Source organism: Paenibacillus sp. J31R98, assembly GCF_056269245.1.
Genome location: NZ_JBWDNO010000011.1, coordinates 15,125 through 36,683, shown reverse-complemented (window position 1 = coordinate 36,683; position 21,559 = coordinate 15,125). Strand labels below are relative to the sequence as shown.

Below are 21,559 nucleotides of genomic sequence, written 5' to 3'. Positions count from 1 at the left end.
AACGGAGGTCGGTATGGAGTCGGAAAGCGCTAGCGCTCGCATTTGTAGTTCGATTGCTACATCTAAATGTCTAATTTAATCGAAAGCAATCGAAACTACAACAGCGATGTAGACCCATACCGACCGGAGTTCACGGCACCTCGCACGCACTGTTCTATCCGTTCCGCTTCTGGAAGTCCGCCATGAACTCGGCAAGCGCCTTGCAGCTCTCCAGCGGCACAGCATTGTACGTCGATGCGCGCAACCCGCCAACGCTCCGGTGTCCCTTCAAGCCGACGAAGCCTTGCTGCTCCGATTCCTTCGCGAACTGCTTCTCAAGCTCTTCCGTTCCAAGGCGGAACGTAATGTTCATAAGCGAACGGCTGCCTGCATCTGCGAAGCCGCGGTAGAAGCCGCCGCTTTGGTCGATCGTATCGTAGATCAGCTTTGTCTTATCGCGATTGTACTGCTCCATCGCGGCAACGCCGCCTCTTTCTTTAACCCATTTCAACATTAGACCGACTAAGTAAATCGAGAAGGACGGCGGCGTGTTATAGAGGGAATTGTTCTTCACATGCGTATCGTAACGAAGCATCGTCGGAATCGATTTCGGGCTCTCAGCAACAAGATCCTCGCGCACGATCACGATCGTAACGCCGGATGGACCAAGGTTCTTCTGCGCGCCGGCATAGATCATGCCGAATTTGCTTACATCGACCGGGCGGCTCAGAATGTCGCTCGACAAGTCACCGATCAGCGTCACATCGCCTGTTTCCGGATATTGAGCATATTGCGTGCCTTCAATTGTTTCATTCGAAGTGACATGCAAGTACGCTGCATTGGCCGGAATTTCGATCTCGCCAAGATCCGGAATGCGGTTGAACTTGTACGACTCCGAAGATGCCGCGATTGCCGTCTCGCCGAACAACTTCGCTTCCTTAATCGCCTTATCTGCCCAGCTTCCTGTGTTCACGAATGCAGCAGTTTTGCCTGGCGTAAGCAGATTCATTGGAATCATGGCAAACTGCGTGCTTGCGCCGCCTTGCAGGAAGAGCACCTTATAATTGTTCGGAATTCCGAACAATTCACGAAGAAGGGATTGAGCACCGTCATTGACCTCTTCAAAGATGCTGCTGCGATGGGACATCTCCATAATTGACATGCCAGCACCGGCAAAATCAATGAATTCCTGCTGAGCCTGCTGCAGCACTTCAAGCGGCAGCGCTGCTGGACCAGCATTAAAGTTATAAGCGCGATTCGTCATGTAGCTCACTCCACTCTTCTAATTTACTTATGTGTATGATAGCAAGTTTAACGGCTGGCATCAAGTCAAAAAGTCGAACATATTCCAACAGTTTTATTAAGAATATTCGGATTTAGCCCATTTATGAGGATATAAAAACGAGCTCTCTGGGTAGAGAGCTCGTTGGAATGAACGATATAAATCCGGAATTAGCAGTCGAAGTACAGGCTGAATTCGTGTGGATGAACACGGATCGCTACCGCTTTAGCTTCGGAACGTTTCAGTGCAATGAAATTGTCGATGAAGTCTTGCGTGAATACGCCGCCTTCAGTCAAGAACTCGGAATCAGCTTCCAGAGCGTCAAGCGCTTCGTCCAACGTGCCTGGAACCGAACGGATTTCTTTCTTCTCTTCATCAGCAAGATCGTAGATGTTTTTGTCGAATGGACCATAGCCAAGAGCAACTGGATCCAATTGACGCTTGATGCCGTCCAAACCTGCAAGCAGCATTGCTGCGAATGCAAGGTAAGGGTTAGCTGTGGAGTCCGGTGTACGGAACTCGATACGGCAGCCTTTCGGCGTTACAGCTGCAACCGGAATACGGATTGCTGCGGAACGGTTACCTTTGGAGAACACGAGGTTAACCGGTGCTTCGTAGCCTGGTACCAGACGTTTGAACGAGTTAGTCGAAGGGTTCGTGATAGCAATCAGCGCTGGTGCGTGATGCAGAATACCTCCGATATAGTTCAGAGCCAATTGGCTCAGGTTTGCATAAGCGCCTTTCTCGTAGAACAACGGGGAATCTCCGTTGAAGATCGAGCTGTGAACGTGCATACCGCTACCGTTGTCGCCGAAGAGCGGTTTAGGCATGAATGTTGCAACTTTGCCCCATTGACGAGCAACGTTGTTGATGATGTATTTATATTTCAGAAGGTTATCAGCTGTTTTAGTAAGTGTGTCGAAACGGAAGTTGATTTCAGCTTGACCAGCTGTAGCAACTTCGTGGTGGTGACGCTCAACGCGAAGGCCTGTTTCTTGCATGATGCGAACCATTTCACTACGGATGTCTTGTTGTGCATCAACTGGAGCAACTGGCACGTAGCCGCCTTTGACGCCGATTTTATAACCAAGGTTGCCGCCTTCTTCTTTGCGACCAGTGTTCCAAGCCGCTTCGTCGGAATCAACGGAGTAGGAAGAAGTGTTCATTTTGCTTTCGAAGCGAACGTCGTCGAAGATGAAGAACTCGGACTCAGGCGCGAAGAATGCAGTAGTACCGATGCCTGTCGTTTGCAGATATTCTTCTGCTTTTTGAGCGATGCTGCGCGGATCGCGCTCATAGCGCTCGCCGTCAGGTGTATGGATGTTACACATAATGTTCAATGTCGGGTGATCCGTGAATGGATCAATGAAGCTAGCTTCAGTGTCCGGCATCATAACCATGTCGGATTCTTCGATACCGCGGAAACCAGCGATCGAGGAACCATCGAAAGCTACGCCGTTAACAAAAGTTTCGGCATCCACTTCCGTAGCAGGAAGCGTGATGTGGTGCGCGTGGCCAGAAAGGTCCACGAAGCGGAAATCGACAAACATGATGCTGTTCTCTTTGATTGTGTTCAATACGTTTTGAACTGACATTAGGTATTTCCTCCATTTCCGAATTTCCGAACATTTGCGATGTTTAGGACAGTAATTGTTCAACTTCTGATCTGAAACTATGATTGTTATTATAGATACCCGCTCTAGAACCGTCAATAGTCATGTCAGGTATTTTTTAAACGCATTGTTAGATAACTTCACATAATTGAAACATTAACCAAAAACCCGCTATTTACCTACAAAAAACAAGCTGCAGCCCTTCTGAAAAGAGGGGCTGCAGCTTATCATAATGGTGCATAAACATTCACGAAAACATTATATTTTCCACGTTTTGAAGAACTCCGCTGGCTCTTTCGGCGTGTCAAAACGCTTGCCTACGAGGTTTCCAAGCTGTTCCAATTCTTTCAGAAGGTTCGCGAATTGGTCAGGGAACAGGGATTGCACGCCGTCGCCAGTCATCGAGTTGTCAGGGTCAGTATGCATCTCGATGATTAGGCCGTTCGCACCCGCTGCCACCGAAGCTTTCGCCATTGGTTCAACGAGTTCCCGGCGTCCTGTGCCATGGCTCGGATCGGAGATAACAGGCAAGTGGCTCAGCTGCTGAAGCACTGGAATCGCGGCCAAATCAAGCGTATTGCGCGTGTAAGTCTCAAACGTACGAATTCCACGCTCACATAACATAACGTTCGGATTTCCGCCAGCAAGGATGTATTCAGCGGCATTCAGGAACTCATCGTAAGTAGCGCTGAAGCCACGCTTCAGAAGCACTGGCGTCTGAATGGTGCCCAATTTGCGAAGCAGGTCGAAGTTCTGCATGTTGCGCGTGCCCACTTGCAGAATATCCGCATATTCCGCACAGATATCAACATACTCCGGCGTCATAACCTCTGTAATCGTCAACAGGCCATGCTTGCGACCGGCTTCAGCCATCATCTTCAGACCTTCTACACCGACTCCTTGGAAGCTGTAAGGTCCGGTGCGAGGCTTGAACGCTCCTCCGCGGAGGATTTGACCTCCCGCTGCCCTCACCAGTCTAGCGATCTCATCAATCTGCTCTGGCGTCTCCACCGCACAAGGCCCGCCCATAATAGCGAGGTGCTCGCCGCCGATCTTCACGCCTTTAATTTCAATAACGGTATCATCCGGATGGAAGTCACGGCTCGCGAGCTTATATGATTTCGAAATCTTAATGACATTCTCAACATCCTTCATTGAACGCAAATGCTCTGCGAGCGATGGCTCCGCTTTGCCGATGATGCCAATTACGGTACGGTCTGTACCGCGCGATACATGCGCTTGTACGCCAGCCTTCTCGATCTGTTGGACGATCTCCGCAATCCGCTCTTCGGATGCGCTGTTCTTTGTTATGACGATCATGATATGACTCCCCTTCAACTGTTATACTTAGACGCGTGTACGCTTTTAAGCTTCGACGCTTTTATGCTTTTAGGCTTTTAATCACTAAAGCAAATATACAAGAAAAAACCGGCCTCGTCAAGAGACCGGTTTCCAATACCGTTCAACTTTATTCCGTCACAGGTTTCACTTCAATAGCACTTCGGCGAAGCTTCCGCTTCTCTTTTCGCTTATTCGCCATATATAGCAGCGTCAACTTCACAGGGAAGTAGAAAAGTGCGCCGAGGATAATTCCATCAATGATACCGCCTACGATCAGCTTCAAATTCATATATAGCAAATGGTCGAGCCAGTGCGGCGCGAATGGCAGCGATACTTTCATATGCTTAGGCAGCACCCAACCACCGACCATACTATTAACGAACGCGATGGGAATAAAGATAATTTTGCCAAAAACAAATCCGATTAGTGCACCGGCTAAGCTGGCGTTCATCATGTAGATGAGCGGAAAAATCAAGAAAAACGCAAGACCGTAAGTCGGCAGCGTAAACATCTCTACGAAGATACCAATTGCAAAGCCAAGTGCAACAAAGGATGGGCCGCCAGGCGCCCGCATCAGCTGCGTATATTTCAGTTTCAGCCAACGTTTAATCGAGCGCGGTTTTCTTGCAGTCTTCAATTTAGATGCGCTCCTTTCACTTACAAGGACGATTTCACTCGAACTGTAGGTAGCAATTTATTCATATTAACCGTGCGCTGTGCCTCCCAAGTTTCAGGCATCGCCTCGTCAAATTGCTCCAGGTAAGCGATAACTTCCTTTGTAAGCGGAGTCGGTGTAGATGCACCAGAGGTTACAGCTACACGTTTCTTGCCTTTGAGCCACTCCAAGTCGATTTCCGTCACATCCGAAACTCGGTATGCCGGTATGCCTGCAATCTCCTCCGACACTTGCGCGAGCCTGTTAGAGTTGTTGCTTCTCGGATCTCCGACGACGATGCAAAGCTCAGCCTGACCAGCCTGCTCGGCTACTGCTTCCTGTCGCACCTGTGTCGCCAAACATATCTCGTTATGAATTTCTGCCGTTGGGAACGTCGTGAGCAGCTTGCTGATCAGATGCTTAATATCCCATTGCGACATCGTGGTTTGATTCGTAATAATGATACGGTCAGCGCTAAGCTGAAGCTGGTCGATCTCCTCAGCACGTTCAATAAGATGGACATGGTCTGGGGCAATGCCGATTGCGCCTTCCGGCTCAGGATGGCCTTTCTTCCCGATATAGATCACTTCGTAGCCATCAGCGACCTTCTCGCGAATGAGATCATGGGTCTTCGTTACATCCGGGCAAGTCGCATCGACAACCGTCAGCCCTTTATCCTTGGCACGCTTTCGCACCTCAGGCGATACGCCGTGCGCCGTGAAGATAACCGTGCCGCTTGTAATCTGATCCAGAATTTCAAGCCGGTTCTCGCCATCCAGCGTAATGACGCCTTCTTCCTTGAACGCTTCCGTTACATGACTATTATGAACGATCATGCCCAAAATATAGATCGGTCGCGGCAAATCTAAATTCTTTGCGGTTTGCAGCGCCAGCACCATCGCATCAACGACGCCGTAACAATAACCGCGCGGAGAAATTTTTACAATTTCCATACCTTGCGTCCCCTGCTTTCTACGTGAAACCATACGATTCTAAAGACCTAGCATCAACTATTATACTTCATTGATGTTCTCGTGGAAAGCAACTGGGAGCCAGACGATAAATGTGGTCCCCTCTCCCTCTCGCGTGGATACCTCGACCGAACCGCCATGCTCATCAATAATCCACTTCGCAATGGACAATCCGAGACCGGTGCCGCTCGTCTGACCGCGCGATTCGTCCGCACGATAGAATCGTTCAAAGATATGCGGTACCTCCTTGCTCGCCATGCCAATACCGGTATCTTTAATGATGATGCCTGCCTGGTTGCCGGAACGGACAGCTCGCAGCTCAACATAGCCGCTTGGCGTGTATTTGAACGCATTCTCAACGAAAATAAAGAACAGCTGACGCAAAAAATCAGCATGTGCTTCTACTTCTACGTTCGTTATCGCACTTAAGTTCCCAATTCTCCATTCAGCATTTCTTGGAAGCAGCTGCGCCTTGCGGGCAACATCCTCAACAAGCGGCAGCAAGGGCTGCATACTTTTCTCCATTTCAAAGCCTGCATCTGCACGGGCAAGCGCCAGCAGATCGTTCACAAGACTCGACATCCGCTTCGCTTCGCCAGCAATATCGCCCATCGCTTCACGGGTCAGCATGATTCGCTGACGCTCTTTATCGCTCAGCTGCAGCGAGCTGCCTGCTTGCTCCTGCTGCTCCGCTCCCGCTCCGAGCGCTGGCAGCCACATCCGCTCCAGCAGCTCGATATTGCCGCGGATCGTCGTCAGCGGCGTGCGCAGCTCATGCGACGCATCGGATACGAACCGACGCTGCGCCTTATACGCTTCATCGAGCTCATTGTAGGTCGTCTCAAGCCGGCCGAGCATCCCATTAAGCGTATCCGTTAATCGGCCCAGTTCATCATTCGGTCCAGAATGCGGTATCCGCATGCTTAGGTCGGAGCCGTTCTGGATCTGATCGCTGGCACGAATGACATTCTCGATTGGACGCAGCGCTTGCCGTGCTTGGAAGAAGCTGATACTGAACGAGATCAGCACGACGATAACGAGCGAGAAGATCAGCGTCGTCCGCAGCTCCGTCAAGAATTTATCTTCCCGTCCGGAATAAGCCGCAACTTGCAGCATGCCGAACACTTCTCCATTTTGTTTCAGCAAATGCTGATAAGTGAGGAACGGATACCCGCCGACATTTAATTTATGAAAGCCTTCGTCGCCCTCGACAACCTTCTTCTGCTCCGGGTAAGGAAGCAGCATATCGAGGCGGCGCAAATTCTGCGTTGTCTGCACAACGCCTTTCTTGTAATTGATCACTTGAATGAAAATTTCATCATCGGCAAAGATGGAAGACGGCGACACCTTGAAATTATCGAACATATCCAGCGTAGATGTAATGTTAATCGCATTCACCTGCGTCTCGATCTTCGCCTTCATTTCCTTATACGTGTTGTAGCCAACGAAGAAATATATCGCCACGCCAAACGCAATGAGCGTTACAGCCAGAATGACCGAGTACCATAATGTAAGCCGCAGCCTGATCGACATAGATGCCCTCAGCCTCCTTCGCCCCGCAGCACATATCCTGTTCCGCGAACCGTCTGAATCAGCCTTGAGCCGGTGCCGTCTTCCGTCTTTTGCCGAAGCATCGCAATATAGACCTCGAGCACATTGGATTCGCCGCTGTAGTCAAAGCCCCAGATTTTGTCCATAATCGAATCACGGGTGAGCACTCGGCGCGGGTTCTGCATGAAGAGCTGAAGCAGATCGAATTCCTTTGCCGTCAGATCAATGCGGCGGCCGCCCCGAATCGCTTCCCGTGAATCGAGATCGAGCATCAAGTCTTCGAACTGCAGGCGAGCACCGCCATCATCAAGCTTCTCTGTCTTGCGACGCAGCAAGGCGCGAGTGCGAGCGAGCAGCTCTTCGAGCGCAAAAGGCTTCACCAAATAATCGTCCGCCCCTAGGTCGAGTCCCTTCACGCGATCTTGGATGTCATCCTTAGCTGTCAGCATCAAGACCGGCACTGAGCTGCCGCCTTCGCGCACGCGTCTGACCACTTCCCAACCGTCCACCTGCGGCATCATCACGTCCACAATGAGCAAATCCGGATCGCTTGAGAGCATCTGCTTCAATCCTTCAAGGCCGTTGCTTGCTGTTGTCACCTCATATCCTTCAAAAGCAAGGCTTCTGCGCAGAAGCGAAGTAATCTTTTCATCGTCGTCCACTACTAATATATGCTGTCTCATCCTTATCCCCCATCTTCAAATAACCATATATTGTTGATTTTATTATAACGCAACATTTCGCTGCCATGAAACAGCTTGTCCACAGGGCTATCTTCCAAAAAAGTGGCGCAGACAGTCTTAACGACTGCATGCGCCACGTTGATCCAATCTACATCCTATTACTGCTGCTGCTCGAACTCGTTCTTATTGCCGACCTTCACTTTCAGATCCATCTTCTCGCCATTGCGGACGATGTTCAATGTCACCGTATCGTCAACATTCTTCTTCTGAATGGCAGCGATCAAATCTTCACGACTGTTATATTTCTTGCCGTCAAGACCTGTGATGACGTCATACTGTCTCAAATCAGCCATATAAGCAGGCGATTTGTACAATACGCTCGATACGATAGAGCCTTCTTTGCTCGTTAGACCAATCTCCTTGGCGATATCATCGGTAATTTCTGCAAGGTTCGCGCCGATGAACGGAACAGGCTTCTTCGGAATTTCTTTATTCGCTTTCAAATCCTGCAGAACTTCCTGAATCGTGCTTGTCGGAATCGCAAAGCCGATGCCCTGTGCTTGCGAGCTTACCGCTGTGTTAATGCCGATAACTTCACCCGCTAAGTTCAGCAAAGGACCGCCGGAGTTACCTGGGTTAATAGAAGCGTCTGTTTGCAGCAAGTGCTCATATTGGCGAGTGCCTTGCTCATCCGGAATGGTAATTGGACGTTCTTTGGAGCTGAGCACGCCAACGGTTACCGTGTGGTCGAAGCCGTATGGGTTACCGATCGCAACGACCCAGTCGCCGATATTGATTTTATCCGAGCTGCCGATTGGCAATGTCGGGAAATTCGTTCCTTCTACTTTCAGAACAGCAAGATCCAAGCTGTAGCTTGTGCCAAGCTTCTTCGCTACAAGCGGCTTGTTGTAGCCTTGTACCGTAACTTGAATTTCATCCGCGTCGCCGACAACGTGCTGGTTCGTTAGGATATAACCTGACGAGTCGAAGAAGAAGCCAGTACCAATGCCCTCAGGCGTCAGCTCCGAGCTGCCTTGATCCTGATTCCCGTTTGAGCCGTTGCCTTGATCTTGGCTGCCTCCATTGCCGCCGAAATCATCGCCGAAGAATTGGCTGAAGAAATCCATACCACTTCCGCCCTGATTGTTCGCGCGCTGCTTGGTGAATGTCTCAATCTTCACGACTGCAGGGCTCGCTTTCCCGAACAGCTGTGCGATATTGTTCGGTCTCACGACGTCTGCCGCATTGGATACGGAGCCATTGTCACCAGCGTTGCCTACAGCAGTCTTCGCTTGATCCGCCGCTGATTGTGCAACGGTTGCCTGATCGGAGGTGAACCAATTCTGTTTGTCAGAGACAAACATGAGCGAACCAACAACCACGACGCCTGCTAGGAATGCAGCGAACATCGATTTAAAGCTGGAGCGGCGCGATTCCTTCACTTGCCATCCGCTTCTTGATGCGGATTGTGAAGGCGCGAACTGGCGAAGCTGCTGCGGTGGCGTTACTTCCACTGAACTGTGTAGTGCATCTTGCCTACCCTCCGCATAAGGATCAGCTTGCGCTCCACCATGTGGTTCACTGGCGCTATCGCTATTCGATTTGAAAGGTCCGTAGGAATAGTAGTACGATGACTTCTCAGACTCCGAAGATGCGGCTTGTTCCGGCTTCCCCTCTTGCTCTTTATGCGAATGGTCCTGATCTCGATTCTCTTCGTTGCTGCGATTGTGAAAGAAATCATCATAACCATTTTTTTTGTTTTGATCGTCCATTTTGTTTCTCCTCCTAAAAGCATCTCGCTTATTATTAAGCTTCCCATGGTTGTGTTGGTCGTTATTTGCTGCTCTTCATGTTTCTATCATGCACAATCTACCTTAAATCAAACTTAAAATTGTTATAAAGCAACATAAAAAAACCGGGTTCGGCGAATAAAATTCGCTAATCCCGGTTTGAACTCTTCCAATCTCTTAATGCAGCAGTCTTTCTTCGACCTGATCCAGCACCTTCTTGGCCTCGGTCACCCATTTCGACTCGACCTCCGCATCGGGATCGAGCGGTTCCTGGAACTGGTCAACCAAGCTGCCCAATGTTCGCGGATGTGCTTCTTTATCGAGTCCTTCATTGTACACATGCTTCAGAACAAAAGGCTTGCCCATGCGAATCTTCGCATCGAGGTCCTGCGTCTCGCTGTCGATATTGCCATTGATGACGTCAAAAGGCATCCGCAGCCACACTTTGTGCTCATCATCCAGGAAACGGTCAAAATAACCGTGGTCATAGTCCCAATTGCCACCGACGGCAAATTGATGCTCCTCCAGCATATCTCTGACTTCCGCAAATTCCTTCTCGCTCGATTCAAGCTTGGTGTCTAAAGGGATCATGGTAGGGCATCTCCTCTGGCCTTATTTTACCGTTAGAATGCCCCCCACTATGGTCCATTATCCCGTCTTTACCCAGCCTTTGCGATGCGCGAAGACAGCCAGTTGCGTCCGGTCCTCCAGCTCGCATTTCATCAGCAGGTTGCTAACATGCGTCTTGACGGTCTTAATGCTGATATGCAGCTCTTCGGCGATTTCTTTATTGGACATCCCTTCAGCGATCAAGAGCAGCACTTCCTTCTCGCGGTCGGTCAAGCCTTCGTCTGCTCCTTGCGTGCTGCGTTGGCGCAAGCCCCGCGTCAGTGCCTGCGAGACGTCATGCGTCATGACCGGCATGCCTTTCGCCGCGCCGTTCAGCGCATAGATGAGCTCTTCCGCGGAAACGGTCTTCAGTACGTAGCTGACCGCGCCAGCTTCCACAGCGGCCACGACCTTCTCGTCTTCAAGGAAGCTGGTCAGCATGACGATCTTCAGAGCTGGAAATTCCTTCATAAGATGGCGGGTCGCTTCAACACCGTCCATAATCGGCATCATGAGATCCATCAGAACAAGCTGCGGAGGTCCTCCGTCAATCCCCGAACGAAGCATCTCAAGCGCCTCTTGACCGTTAGCCGCCTCCGCGACCACTTCAAATTTCGGCTCCAGCATCAAGTACGTCCTGAGGCCTGCACGCACCATATCATGATCATCGACAATCATTATTTTGTAGCTGCTCGATTGAGTCATTGCGTAAGACCGTCTCCTTTATTTATATAGTTAGGCAGCGTCACGCGCACGCGTGTGCCGCTTCCAGGTTTGCTAATGATAGAGGCATCTCCGCCGAGCTTATTCGCTCGTTCTCTCATCGTAGAGAGTCCGTAAGATCCCCGCTTCACTTGATCCGCGCGGAACCCCGCACCGTCATCCTGAAGCGTCATCACAATTTGCCGCTCCGTCTCGGCAACCGTCAGCAGCGCGGTCTGTGCGCCGGCGTGCTTCACGATGTTCGCCATTGCTTCCTGCACAATCAGGAACAGCTGATGCTCCTTCGCTTCGGACAGCTTCTCCTTGATGCGCCATTCGAGTACGCCTTGCAAACCGTTCTGACGGCAATAATCCGGAAACCACTTATCGAGCGCCTCTTGAAGCGATCTGCCTTCCAGCTCCATCGGCCGCAGCTGTGCGATAAAGCCGCGCATCTGCTTCTGAGCCAGCGATGACATCGAGATCAATTGATTCATGACATCGGCGGCACGCTCCGCATTCAGCTCCAGCAGCTTAGGCAGCGAAGAAGCCGACATATGTATGGCGAACAGCTGCTGGCTGACTGTATCATGCAAGTCGCGAGCCAAGCGGCGGCGCTCTTCCAGCACCGCCGCTTCATTGGAAGCTGTCTCGCGCATGACCTGCTCCTCGCCGGAGCTCTGTATCCACTGCATCTTCTCATCGAGCGATTCAAGCATATCGTTAAATTCGCGGTATGCCGGCGTCAGCATGCCAACCTCTGGCAGCCGGGTACTGTAGTTGCCATGCGCGGTTTGCTTGAGCCCGAGGACAAGCAAATCAATCTGGCGCTGTATGCGCTGGGCTGCCCAGTAGCCGAACACGGCGCTAATAAGCAGGAATACGACGGCCACGCCGATCCACAGCAGCTTGCTGTGCCCTTCGTCCGTCAATTCCGCTCCCAGCTGCCAGACAAGCACCGAGATCGTGGAGGATGCAAGGAACAGCAGAATCATATCCCACTTGCTGTTCCGAAACAGTCTTACCATCATGCGCGCATCAACCTACTTTCGTGACACGCACATCGCCGATAAAGGTGCTGACGTGCAGCTTTATTTTTTTGTCGGTATCCGGGAAATACGGCGTTTGAATGTCCATGTTCTTGAAGATGCCGCCCTCCCGATGCTCCAGCACGGCTACATCGCCGACGAATGCGCTGGATACGACATGCACGCCGATTTCGTAGTCATTCGGCAGGTACACTTTCACATCGCCTATAAAGGAAGAGATATTCACGATCGTCTCTCCCGCCGGAATTTGCGCCTTCGTCAGATCAAGCACCGTGTCGCCGATAAAATGCGAAATGTTCATCGGCTTCAGCTCCCAATAATCTTGACCGAGATAGATATCTCCGATGAAGCCCGAGCGGGTCTGTACGCCTGGATCGTGATTCCACCATTCTACGCGGTCATTGCGATGGTGATGCTTCATATGATGATGCTTATGCCGGTGATACGCATTCTGTTCCACTCGTGCCCGCATCCTCTCGGCACGCTCATGCCAACGCTGCACCTGCTCTTGATGCTTTAGCAGCTTCCGCTGATGTTTATCCATCTTCTCAAAGACAGGACCATAACCGTGAGGCGGTTCAACTGGAGGCTTGACTGCTTCATACCCCATCTTCTCCGAAGGCGGCTCGCTCGGTCCATACGGAATGGATGGCGCAGGCGGCACCGGTGGAATGACATCCACATCCACATCCACGTCCACGTCCACTTCTTCAGGATGCATATGCCTTGTCGGATCTGGATGAAGCGGCGGCGCAGGCGGAATCGGCGCTTCAGGCTGGCTGTAATTGTAAGCCTTCCACTCCTCTTCAGGAGCAGCTTGATCGGCCACGATTTTCTTCTTTGGTTTAAAAATCACCCGCAAGCCAATAAGAATAAGGATAAGCGGCCCGCCAAACTGCAACAAATCATGAACGGACCAAGTGAACCAATCCAAATTCCTGCCAAGAAACAGTACTCCGACAATGATCAGCACCGCTGAACCGAAAAACGATGACTTGCTGAGCACGTTAAGTACACCGAGTACAAGCAGCAAGGCTGGCCAATACGTAGCAGCGACCAGACCGATGTCAAAGTGAATGACCCCGGCCTGCCTTAGCATAAGCCCTACGCCTACTACTATAATAAAGAGGCCCCAAAATAATCGTGTAATAAAGTTATGCATGTTCAACCACCAGCTCCCAATCGCTATTGCAAGGTTTGTACTCCAAGTATACCCGAAGGCGATATGGACATAAAAGGGTCTGCCGATTGAACGAGACTACGTCTGCAGACCGAGCACGGTTAAGCGCTTACGCAACCTCTTCCAACGAATCTGGAAATCTATTCTATCTCATGTCAGGTCTTATAACTCTGTTCGTTGACATCATTAACGTGAGCCTTATATAATGAGTTTCGGATTGGATGAAGAGACAAAACCTAACATGACGATCTTAACAGGAGATGAGCAAGTATGGATGTAAACACACTGTCCCAAGGGCTGGATACGATCTGGGTCGTTTTGACGGCCGCGATGATTCTGCTCATGGAAGGCGGCTTCGCACTGCTGGAGGCAGGCTTCGTCAGACAGAAGAACGCAGTAAGTATTATTATGAAAGTGTTTGTTGATATCACTTTCGGCGCACTCATCTTCTATTTCATCGGCTTTGGCCTGATGTATGGCAAAGATGCCGGAGGTCTTATCGGTACATCCGGTTTCCTATTAAATGGAGATCTCTCTCACATCGTCGTCAATATCTCGCATGAAACCTATTGGCTCTTCCAATGCGCCTTCGTTATCGCGGTCATCTCGATCGTATCCGGCGCGGTTGCGGAACGCATTCATTTTAGAGCTTACATCTTATACGCGATTGCAATGACCGGTCTCATCTATCCGATTGCCGGCCACTGGGTGTGGGGCGTTGGCGGCTGGATCGGCAAGCTCGGCATGATTGACTTCGCTGGCTCCGCCGTCATTCACGCGCTCGGGGGCTTTGCTGCACTAGCCGCAGCGATCTTCATCGGCCCGCGCATCGGCAAATTCACGCCAGACGGCAAAAGCAATATTGTACCCCCATCCAACCTGCCGCTTGCATCCGTTGGCGCTTTTATCCTCTGGTTCGGCTGGTTCGGCTTCAACTCCGGCAGTACGCTTAGCGCAACGAACGGCTCCATCGGCCATATCGCCGTAACGACTATGCTCTCCGCGGCTGCCGGCGGCGCGATGTGCATCCTGTTCACGATGTTCCGCTACAAGAAGGCAGATCCGCCAATGGTTATCAACGGCTCGCTTGCCGGACTTGTTGGCATTACGGCCGGCTGCGCATTCGTCTCCGACGTAGCCGCTATTACAATCGGCATCGTATGCGGCATCGCGATGGTACTCGTCACCGAGCTCTTGGAGAGCAAAGGCATTGACGATCCTGTCGGCGCATTCGCCGTACACGGCGTAAGCGGCAGTCTCGGCACGCTCGCGGTAGGATTGTTCGCCATGCCGGAGCTGACTAAAGGCGTTGGACAAGGCTACTACGGTTTGTTCTACGGCGGCGGTTGGGACCTTCTCGGCGTACAAGCACTCGGCCTTGTCGTCGTCAGCGTCTGGGGCTTCACGCTCACATGGGGTGCGCTCTTGTTAATCAAGCGCATCATGCCTGTTCGTGTATCCAAGGACGAGGAGCTTGTCGGACTGGATGTCGGCATACACGGCGTTCCTGCGTACAACCAGGATCATGACTTCCTTGACCTGGAGCAGCTGAAGAACGGAAGATAATCTACGTTATATAACAGAAGAGTCACCTTCCTCTCTTGTGTGTAAGCAGATTGCGCTTGCATATAAGAGAGGATTTTTTTATTTCAGACAAACAAAAAAACCGCCCCTATTCGGACGGTTATCTATTATTGCAATTCATCATCCATCTCGCTCGTTACAGCGATAATGTCAGAAGCGTTATTCGTATCTAGAATCGCCCGCGCTTGTTCGACTTCAGCCCTCAGCATGCGAACCTTCTCCATCGGACGTTTAACATAATGGATGTACTCGACAGCCAAGTGGTGATCCGGCTTCTTCCCGGAGAGCATACGGCGCAGTGTGGACATTGACAGATAGGCGCGCTCTTCTTGCTGGCGGCGCTTCTCGTAGCGCTCCACCATTTGTTCGATCTCAGCGATTTCCTGCTCACGCTTGGCAATGTAGCTGTTCAGGAATGGTATCACTTCAGCTGCTTTACGATGTCTCATACGTGAAGTCGGTATGTTTGTAATCGGATCTGTCATGATAGCTCCCCTACCCTCACCGTGTTATAAATTGTTACACAACTAATATTACACGATCAGTTCCCGTTTGAAAACATCTTTTTTCAGCCAAAATGTGATCATTATTTGACCCGGATGTCAGCTCCGAGCACACCGATCAGCTGCCCGCTCGTACCACGAATCGGCACCGAAATCGTCAAACACGGCTTCTTCGTAATCGCGGAGATGTAGACTTCCGATGTGAAAGACTTGCCTTCCATCGCCTGCCTCCACCACTGGCGTCCCTTCGCATTCAACAAGCCCGCTTCCGGCTGGGAGTAGATGAACGAGCCGTCTTCTCTGTTGGACCATATCGCTTCGACCTCTGGCAATTGGCTGAGCAGCTGACCCAATAGCGCTTGATGCAACACATCGTCGAGCGAACTGATCGCTGTGTCTGTTGCCAGTCTCGCCAACTGCTGCATCGAGCCGCTTACGTTAATATCCTTGCCCTTCACTTCATTCTTGATGCCGACTTTGTTTATCGCCTTGGTCAGCTCATCCGATGATTTATGTAAATTCGTGCTGATTCGGTCCAGCTTCTTAATCTGCCTGCGCTGTTTATGCGTGTCCGCCAATGTCACATCCACACTTACAAGCGTGTGCGAAACAGCATCGACTACGTCCTTCAGCATATCCGTCGCGCCTGCCATGCTCTCCGTCTGCTGCTTGCTTGCCGCAGAGCTCTTACTAACGAGCCGGTCAACTTCCTGGATGCGGTTAAAGATTACATCCATCCGCTCTTTCGTCTGCGTCATCTCTTGAATGCCATCCTCCACCGCTGATTTCTCAAGCGATACCGAAGTGACGACCTGCTTCACGCCGTTCTCGATCTCCTCGACGAGCGAGCTGGATCGTCTGACCGCCTCATGGCTCTGTTCCGCAAGCTTCTTGATTTGCTGCGCAACGACCGAGAAGCCACGTCCGTATTCGCCGGCATGCGCCGCTTCGATGGAAGCATTAAGGGCAAGCAGAGAGGTTTGGGAGACAATCTCCTGAATAAAGCTGTTGATTTCATTAATGCGTGACGTTTGTTCAATGAGAGCGCGAATATGCTGATCCATCTCGCCATTCTGCCGCTGAAGCTCATTCATCACTTTGTCTGTGTTCATGAGGGAACGGCATACATCAAGTACAACTTCCTTCGTTTCCTTGCTCTCCGTGTCCAGAAGCTGCGCCGTATCGCTAATTTGCTCTGCGGATGCGGCAACCTCCTGCAGCGTGGAGAAAGTTTCACCGATTCGTTCCATGGCCCGCTCGCTGCTCCCGCGCAGCTCGCCTTCTCGAAGTGCTGATTGTTCTGTGATGTCTGTAAGCTGGCTAATCGACTGATTCACTTCCTCCACTGCGGCAGTCAGTTGATCCGAAATAACTAACGATTCATTGATGAGCTGGGACAATACACCCTCTTCATCCTTGCTCGCTTGAGAAGGTTTAGACCCTCTGGACCAAATACGCTGCAGTGTTTGCATCGAAAAACCACCTTTTTTGCAGAATTATGTCAGGAATTATACCATAGTATAGTCCACATCCTTCCATGTGTAAACGATCAAAAGAAAAGAGGACCCTCATCAGGTCCTCTGTCTCTTCGGTTCTTGGTTAAGTAAGTTTATATCCTATTTCTCCGCTTTCTGAGAAGCGGCTTTTGTTGTTGCGCTAGTTGCACCTGCAGCATTCTCAGAAGCAAACTCAGCATTGTATTTCGTTTGGGCAGCTTTCATTTTGTTGTTTTTATTTTTCGCCATCGCAGCTCACCTCCCCGTCCATCCATTATTATGGCAGTGCAGGGATTAGTTTATGCTAGCCGTTTACGAATAATCTTTACGATTCAAGCAGCTCTCTCGGGATCGTTTTGTCGACCGTAACCGCCTGGTTGAGTGCGTTCAGCCGCGCTGTCGTCAGCTTGCCGTTGCCCCGCTTCAGGATGCGTACCGTCACCTTTCTTTTGCCCCATTGCTTGAATACTTGCTTCCTCGTTTCAAAATATAAATCGATTTTCTTCCCTTTAATCGCTGAACCGGTGTCTGCTACGACTCCATATCCGTAACCAGGGATATACAGCACGGATCCAATCGGGAACACCTTCGGATCTGCTGCAATCGTGGAGACAAAAGCCCGCCGCACCCGCACGCCTGAATACGTTATCCCATATTGCGGATGTCCCGGTTTCTTGCCTGTAGATTCCACACCTGCTGTATAGCCAGTTGCAACCACTTGCACGGAAAGCTCATTAACTTGTTTACTGTGCTTCAGCTTATGCCGGGGGACTTCCCCGCGGCTGCCTGCTGCAGTGCATTCTGCAATTAGCAGCGTCATGATCAGAATCATGGCTGTCACTGCTGTAACGATGCGCTGAAACGACAAAAAGCTTGTCATCATCTGGTTTGTTATCCTCCTTATTTACGAAGGTTCCCCCGATGAGACAAGCTTTATGCGTGAGGCAGCTGCTATTTGGCGGCAGCTTAGCCATCAGAATATGGAATTAGATTGTTTTATTCGCAATCTCAGCTTGCAGAAGAGCAATCAGCTCAGCAACCGGCTTGGAGCCAAGGTCGCCTTCGCCGCGCTTACGAACCGATACAGATTCGGATTGCATCTCGTTCTCGCCGACAACAAGCATGTAAGGCGCTTTCTCAAGCTGTGCCTCACGGATCTTGTAGCCGAGCTTCTCGTTGCGAAGGTCAGTCTCTACGCGAATGCCTGCTAGCTGCAGCTTCTCTTCCAGCTCACGCGCATACGCTTCGTACGCAGTCGATACTGGAATGATCTTCGCTTGAATCGGCGACAGCCAGAGCGGGAATGCGCCAGCGAAGTTCTCCAGCAAGAACGCAGTCATGCGCTCCATTGTGGAGATAATGCCGCGGTGGATAACGACAGGACGGTGCTTCTTGCCGTCGTCACCGATATATTCAAGCTCGAAGCGCTCTGGGAGCAGGAAGTCGAGCTGCGCAGTCGATAGCGTCTCTTCTTTGCCAAGCGCTGTCTTGATTTGCACGTCAAGCTTCGGTCCGTAGAACGCTGCTTCGCCTTCTGCTTCGAAGAATGGCAAGCCGAGCTCTTCAACAACTTCACGCAGCATGCGCTGGGACATTTCCCACATCTCGTCGTTCTGGAAGTATTTCTCTGTATCTTGCGGATCGCGGTATGACAGGCGGAAACGGTATTCCTTGATGCCGAAATCCTCGTACACTTGGCGGATCAAGTTCACAACGCGCGCGAACTCATCCTTGATTTGATCCGGACGGCAGAAGATATGCGCGTCATTCAGTGTCATCGCACGTACACGGTGAAGACCTGTGAGCGCGCCGGACATTTCATAACGGTGCATTGTGCCAAGCTCCGCTACACGAACCGGCAGGTCGCGGTACGAACGCATATCGCTCTTGAACACCATCATATGGTGCGGGCAGTTCATCGGACGAAGAACAAGCTCCTCGTTGTCGAGCGCCATCTTAGGGAACATGTCCTCGCTGTAGTGCTCCCAGTGACCGGAAGTTTTGTACAGTTCAACGTTCGCCAGAACCGGCGTGTATACGTGCTGGTAGCCCAGACGCTCCTCGAGATCCACGATGTAACGCTCCATTGTTCTGCGCAGACGCGCGCCGTTCGGCAGCCAGAGCGGCAAGCCTTGGCCGACTTCGCGGGAGAATGTAAACATCTTCAGCTCGCGGCCGAGTTTACGATGATCGCGCTTCTTCGCTTCCTCAAGGAAGTGCAGGTGCTCGTCAAGCTGCGCTTTCTTAGGGAACGCTGTTCCGTAGATGCGCTGCAGCATTTTGTTCTTGGAATCGCCTCTCCAGTAAGCGCCGGCTACGCTCAGCAGCTTAAACGCTTTGATGCGGCCAGTCGACGGCAAATGCGGTCCACGGCAAAGGTCAAAGAATTCGCCTTGGTCGTACATTGTAATTTGAGCCTCTGCAGGCAGGTCGCGGATCAGCTCCAGCTTGAGCGGATCATTGATCTCTGTGAAAGTTGCGATCGCTTCATCGCGGCTAACAACACGGCGGCGAATCGGCAAGTCCTGTTGGATGATACGCTCCATTTCCTTCTCAATCTTCACCAGATCCTCAGGCGTCAGCGATTGCTCCATATCGATATCGTAGTAGAAGCCGTCTTCGATCACAGGACCGATTCCAAGCTTCACGTCGTTTCCGCCAAACAGGCGTTTGATCGCTTGCGCCATCAAATGCGCTGTACTATGACGGTATACCTCAAGTCCGTCTGCGGAATCAAGCGTAACGATTTCGAGGGCAACGTCGCTCTCAAGCGGCGAGTAGATATCGACAACTTTACCGTCCACTTTGCCTGCGATAGCATTCTTTCTAAGTCCAGTGCTGATGGAGCCTGCTACATCTTCAATTGTAGTGCCTTGCTCGTATTCGCGAATTGCGCCGTCCGGCAGTTTTACTTGAATGGCCATCTTACTCATGTCCTCCTTGTTTTGCGCGGCATGCATATGAACCGCATGGTTGTTGTGGTTAACATCTAAACCAATCAATGCGGTTGCAGCCCAATAAAAAAAGCACGCATCCCGCGAAGGGACGAGTGCTTGTTATAGACCCGTGGTTCCACCCTAGTTCAATCAGCGCTTAGGTTATTGCTTAAGCCGCCAATCCTTGTAGATGTTCTGTAACGGGAACAGCCCGGCGCAGCTTACTACCGATCAACCTTACGAATGAAGGACCGGGTTCAACAGCACAGCTACAAAGGGGTATATCGCTACTGCAGCATAAGGAAATTTCAGCCAATGTTTCCTCTCTCTGGGACGCGCAAAGCTAGCGGTACATGTCTTTGTCAATGCTTTTACATGTCAATTATTATAATGCGCCGCTTCTGCCTTCGTCAAGCCCAGCCCGTGAGACTGCGTATCCATGTCCTGGACTCATGGAATGACATTGCGAACACGTTTCTCCTTGGCCGTCTCTGTCTTGCCTGCAATTGGCTGACCTTGCTCGTCAAAGTAAAGGTTGCAGTGTCCGCATGTGCAGCACAGTCTCACCCGTTGTTCGAATATCGTCTCCAGCGTGCGCATGACCGGGAGCTCTGGTTGGCGAGTGTGGATCACGATCTGTTGCGGCGACACTGTAATCAGCGTGCTCACGATCATATCTTCCATGTTCATCTCGGACTCCAGCATCTCCGCCACGATCCGGTCGGCCGGAACTGTATCGAGGAGTTGGAATTCATGGTCATAGAGTACAAAGTCACTGCCGCCCTTGTGCAGCACATGGACGATCGGCAACTTCACTTCCTGCATACGGACAAAATACTTCAGCAGCGATATAAACTCCTGATATTGCTTATCCATCACATATTCATCGACGGCATAAGCGACGACTTCCTTCAGCTCCTGCCAATATGGAGCCAAGCGGAAGGTCACGAACCCATCGAGATGAATCCGACTATTGCTTACGAGGAACTCCTCCACCTCTTCGGAAACCTTGTTCAACCGCCGCTCCCGGTCCGTCCGCAGCATCGCCGTATCGGTATCATCGGCTTGAACGGCAGGGACTTGAGCGCCGTAAAGGATATTCTGGCAATATCGCTCGAGCAGTTCAATTTCCTTGCTCTCCTCGTAATGGAACTGCTTGCGAATAATAGCCTTCAGCAGCATCGGCTCCAACTCACGCATAATGAAATGCGCGATGGCCACAGCGGCTTCGCGATATACGATCGGACCGTCATCAGCCAAATTAAACATAGGCAGCTGCGCATGACATTCGATCTCCATGGATTCATAATCCGGCCTTGTGAGGCGTACAGTATCTAACTTGCTATTGCTATGTAAACCAGCGAATTGTTCAGTCATACTTTGATGCAGCAGATCGATCGCTTCTTGTGAAGCCGAAAGCAAAGATACAGTAAAGAGTTCCATAGGCTCACTCCTAACTTTTTTAGCGGTGACATCAGAAGCACATAACTATCGGCCGTAGCAGCCTGGTCAAGGGGAGAAGCAGCATCTATTGAGCCGCTCATGCTGGCGGCAATATTGGAGCCAAGAAGGGCTGCGAGTAAGCTTTTGCGAGCTTCCTTAACAGTATATGGCTCAGCAAAAGCATATATACGA

At 51.0% G+C, this 21,559-nt stretch carries 20 protein-coding genes; 1 reads left to right on the top strand and 19 read right to left on the bottom strand.

Annotated features, from left to right (window positions below; translation table 11 throughout):
• Positions 1–154: 154 nt before the first annotated feature.
• The 13 genes from serC to liaF form a co-directional block, all read right to left on the bottom strand.
• On the bottom strand, positions 155–1,243 hold the full coding sequence (gene serC / locus AC0YNX_RS28230) for a 3-phosphoserine/phosphohydroxythreonine transaminase (RefSeq protein WP_475819047.1): 1,089 nt from the start codon (positions 1,241–1,243) through the stop codon (positions 155–157).
• A gap of 188 nt (positions 1,244–1,431) precedes the next feature.
• Positions 1,432–2,856, bottom strand: a complete 1,425-nt coding sequence (gene glnA, locus AC0YNX_RS28225; RefSeq protein ID WP_475819046.1) for a type I glutamate--ammonia ligase — start codon at positions 2,854–2,856, stop codon at positions 1,432–1,434.
• A gap of 276 nt (positions 2,857–3,132) precedes the next feature.
• Positions 3,133–4,194 carry a 3-deoxy-7-phosphoheptulonate synthase gene (aroF, locus tag AC0YNX_RS28220; RefSeq protein WP_475819045.1) on the bottom strand — a complete coding sequence of 354 codons (1,062 nt, stop codon included), beginning with the start codon at positions 4,192–4,194 and terminating at the stop codon, positions 3,133–3,135.
• Between the two features lie 148 nt (positions 4,195–4,342).
• Positions 4,343–4,852, bottom strand: a complete 510-nt coding sequence (locus AC0YNX_RS28215) for a DUF2062 domain-containing protein (protein WP_475819044.1) — start codon at positions 4,850–4,852, stop codon at positions 4,343–4,345.
• Positions 4,853–4,872: 20 nt separating this feature from the next.
• Entirely contained in the window at positions 4,873–5,823 is a 951-nt protein-coding gene (locus AC0YNX_RS28210; RefSeq protein ID WP_475819043.1) for a 4-hydroxy-3-methylbut-2-enyl diphosphate reductase, read from the bottom strand.
• A gap of 60 nt (positions 5,824–5,883) precedes the next feature.
• Entirely contained in the window at positions 5,884–7,374 is a 1,491-nt protein-coding gene (locus AC0YNX_RS28205; RefSeq protein WP_475819042.1) for a sensor histidine kinase, read from the bottom strand.
• Positions 7,375–7,382: 8 nt separating this feature from the next.
• The gene (locus AC0YNX_RS28200; protein ID WP_475819041.1) at positions 7,383–8,075 is read right to left on the bottom strand and encodes a response regulator transcription factor; all 693 of its coding nucleotides are present in this window, start codon (positions 8,073–8,075) and stop codon (positions 7,383–7,385) included.
• A gap of 2 nt (positions 8,076–8,077) precedes the next feature.
• Positions 8,078–8,212: a hypothetical protein gene (locus AC0YNX_RS28195; protein WP_475819040.1), complete on the bottom strand. Its 135-nt coding sequence runs from the start codon at positions 8,210–8,212 to the stop codon at positions 8,078–8,080.
• 21 nt (positions 8,213–8,233) lie between these two features.
• Positions 8,234–9,847 (bottom strand): S1C family serine protease, encoded by a 1,614-nt coding sequence (locus AC0YNX_RS28190; RefSeq protein ID WP_475819039.1) that lies wholly within the window; start codon positions 9,845–9,847, stop codon positions 8,234–8,236.
• A gap of 195 nt (positions 9,848–10,042) precedes the next feature.
• Positions 10,043–10,456, bottom strand: coding sequence for a YugN family protein (locus tag AC0YNX_RS28185; protein ID WP_475819038.1), 414 nt, complete (start codon positions 10,454–10,456; stop codon positions 10,043–10,045).
• Positions 10,457–10,513: 57 nt separating this feature from the next.
• Positions 10,514–11,179, bottom strand: coding sequence for a response regulator (locus AC0YNX_RS28180; RefSeq protein WP_475819037.1), 666 nt, complete (start codon positions 11,177–11,179; stop codon positions 10,514–10,516).
• On the bottom strand, positions 11,176–12,207 hold the full coding sequence (locus tag AC0YNX_RS28175; RefSeq protein WP_475819036.1) for a sensor histidine kinase: 1,032 nt from the start codon (positions 12,205–12,207) through the stop codon (positions 11,176–11,178). Before AC0YNX_RS28175 ends, AC0YNX_RS28180 begins: the two co-directional genes overlap by 4 nt.
• 7 nt (positions 12,208–12,214) lie before the next feature.
• On the bottom strand, positions 12,215–13,387 hold the full coding sequence (gene liaF, locus AC0YNX_RS28170; protein WP_475819035.1) for a cell wall-active antibiotics response protein LiaF: 1,173 nt from the start codon (positions 13,385–13,387) through the stop codon (positions 12,215–12,217).
• A 288-nt stretch (positions 13,388–13,675) separates the two neighbouring features.
• Here liaF and AC0YNX_RS28165 point away from each other — a divergent pair, with 288 nt between their 5' ends.
• On the top strand, positions 13,676–14,971 hold the full coding sequence (locus AC0YNX_RS28165) for an ammonium transporter (protein WP_475819034.1): 1,296 nt from the start codon (positions 13,676–13,678) through the stop codon (positions 14,969–14,971).
• Positions 14,972–15,096: 125 nt separating this feature from the next.
• On the opposite strand, the gene AC0YNX_RS28160 is transcribed toward AC0YNX_RS28165, so the two are convergent.
• The 6 genes from AC0YNX_RS28160 to AC0YNX_RS28135 form a co-directional block, all read right to left on the bottom strand.
• The gene (locus AC0YNX_RS28160) at positions 15,097–15,438 is read right to left on the bottom strand and encodes a hypothetical protein (protein ID WP_475819033.1); all 342 of its coding nucleotides are present in this window, start codon (positions 15,436–15,438) and stop codon (positions 15,097–15,099) included.
• Positions 15,439–15,575: 137 nt separating this feature from the next.
• The gene (locus tag AC0YNX_RS28155; RefSeq protein ID WP_475819032.1) at positions 15,576–16,964 is read right to left on the bottom strand and encodes a methyl-accepting chemotaxis protein; all 1,389 of its coding nucleotides are present in this window, start codon (positions 16,962–16,964) and stop codon (positions 15,576–15,578) included.
• A gap of 144 nt (positions 16,965–17,108) precedes the next feature.
• Positions 17,109–17,237 (bottom strand): hypothetical protein, encoded by a 129-nt coding sequence (locus AC0YNX_RS28150; RefSeq protein WP_265415902.1) that lies wholly within the window; start codon positions 17,235–17,237, stop codon positions 17,109–17,111.
• A gap of 76 nt (positions 17,238–17,313) precedes the next feature.
• A complete protein-coding gene (locus tag AC0YNX_RS28145; protein ID WP_475819203.1) occupies positions 17,314–17,868 on the bottom strand; it encodes a 3D domain-containing protein in 555 nt (184 codons plus the stop codon).
• Positions 17,869–17,974: 106 nt separating this feature from the next.
• Complete coding sequence (gene thrS, locus AC0YNX_RS28140; RefSeq protein ID WP_475819031.1) at positions 17,975–19,912, bottom strand: threonine--tRNA ligase; 1,938 nt, start codon at positions 19,910–19,912, stop codon at positions 17,975–17,977.
• A gap of 462 nt (positions 19,913–20,374) precedes the next feature.
• A complete protein-coding gene (locus tag AC0YNX_RS28135; protein WP_475819030.1) occupies positions 20,375–21,367 on the bottom strand; it encodes a putative sporulation protein YtxC in 993 nt (330 codons plus the stop codon).
• Between the last annotated feature and the right edge of the window lie 192 nt (positions 21,368–21,559).

Coding starts and splice junctions, on each gene's coding strand:
- AC0YNX_RS28150 (WP_265415902.1), bottom strand. CDS start 17,237: ATGGCGAAAAATAAAAACAACAAAATGAAAGCTGCCCAAACGAAATAC.
- AC0YNX_RS28200 (WP_475819041.1), bottom strand. CDS start 8,075: ATGAGACAGCATATATTAGTAGTGGACGACGATGAAAAGATTACTTCG.
- aroF (WP_475819045.1), bottom strand. CDS start 4,194: ATGATCGTCATAACAAAGAACAGCGCATCCGAAGAGCGGATTGCGGAG.
- AC0YNX_RS28190 (WP_475819039.1), bottom strand. CDS start 9,847: ATGGACGATCAAAACAAAAAAAATGGTTATGATGATTTCTTTCACAAT.
- AC0YNX_RS28180 (WP_475819037.1), bottom strand. CDS start 11,179: ATGACTCAATCGAGCAGCTACAAAATAATGATTGTCGATGATCATGAT.
- thrS (WP_475819031.1), bottom strand. CDS start 19,912: ATGGCCATTCAAGTAAAACTGCCGGACGGCGCAATTCGCGAATACGAG.
- AC0YNX_RS28160 (WP_475819033.1), bottom strand. CDS start 15,438: ATGAGACATCGTAAAGCAGCTGAAGTGATACCATTCCTGAACAGCTAC.
- AC0YNX_RS28145 (WP_475819203.1), bottom strand. CDS start 17,868: ATGACAAGCTTTTTGTCGTTTCAGCGCATCGTTACAGCAGTGACAGCC.
- liaF (WP_475819035.1), bottom strand. CDS start 13,387: ATGCATAACTTTATTACACGATTATTTTGGGGCCTCTTTATTATAGTA.
- AC0YNX_RS28165 (WP_475819034.1), top strand. CDS start 13,676: ATGGATGTAAACACACTGTCCCAAGGGCTGGATACGATCTGGGTCGTT.
- AC0YNX_RS28210 (WP_475819043.1), bottom strand. CDS start 5,823: ATGGAAATTGTAAAAATTTCTCCGCGCGGTTATTGTTACGGCGTCGTT.
- AC0YNX_RS28155 (WP_475819032.1), bottom strand. CDS start 16,964: ATGCAAACACTGCAGCGTATTTGGTCCAGAGGGTCTAAACCTTCTCAA.
- glnA (WP_475819046.1), bottom strand. CDS start 2,856: ATGTCAGTTCAAAACGTATTGAACACAATCAAAGAGAACAGCATCATG.
- AC0YNX_RS28205 (WP_475819042.1), bottom strand. CDS start 7,374: ATGTCGATCAGGCTGCGGCTTACATTATGGTACTCGGTCATTCTGGCT.
- serC (WP_475819047.1), bottom strand. CDS start 1,243: ATGACGAATCGCGCTTATAACTTTAATGCTGGTCCAGCAGCGCTGCCG.
- AC0YNX_RS28135 (WP_475819030.1), bottom strand. CDS start 21,367: ATGGAACTCTTTACTGTATCTTTGCTTTCGGCTTCACAAGAAGCGATC.
- AC0YNX_RS28175 (WP_475819036.1), bottom strand. CDS start 12,207: ATGATGGTAAGACTGTTTCGGAACAGCAAGTGGGATATGATTCTGCTG.
- AC0YNX_RS28185 (WP_475819038.1), bottom strand. CDS start 10,456: ATGATCCCTTTAGACACCAAGCTTGAATCGAGCGAGAAGGAATTTGCG.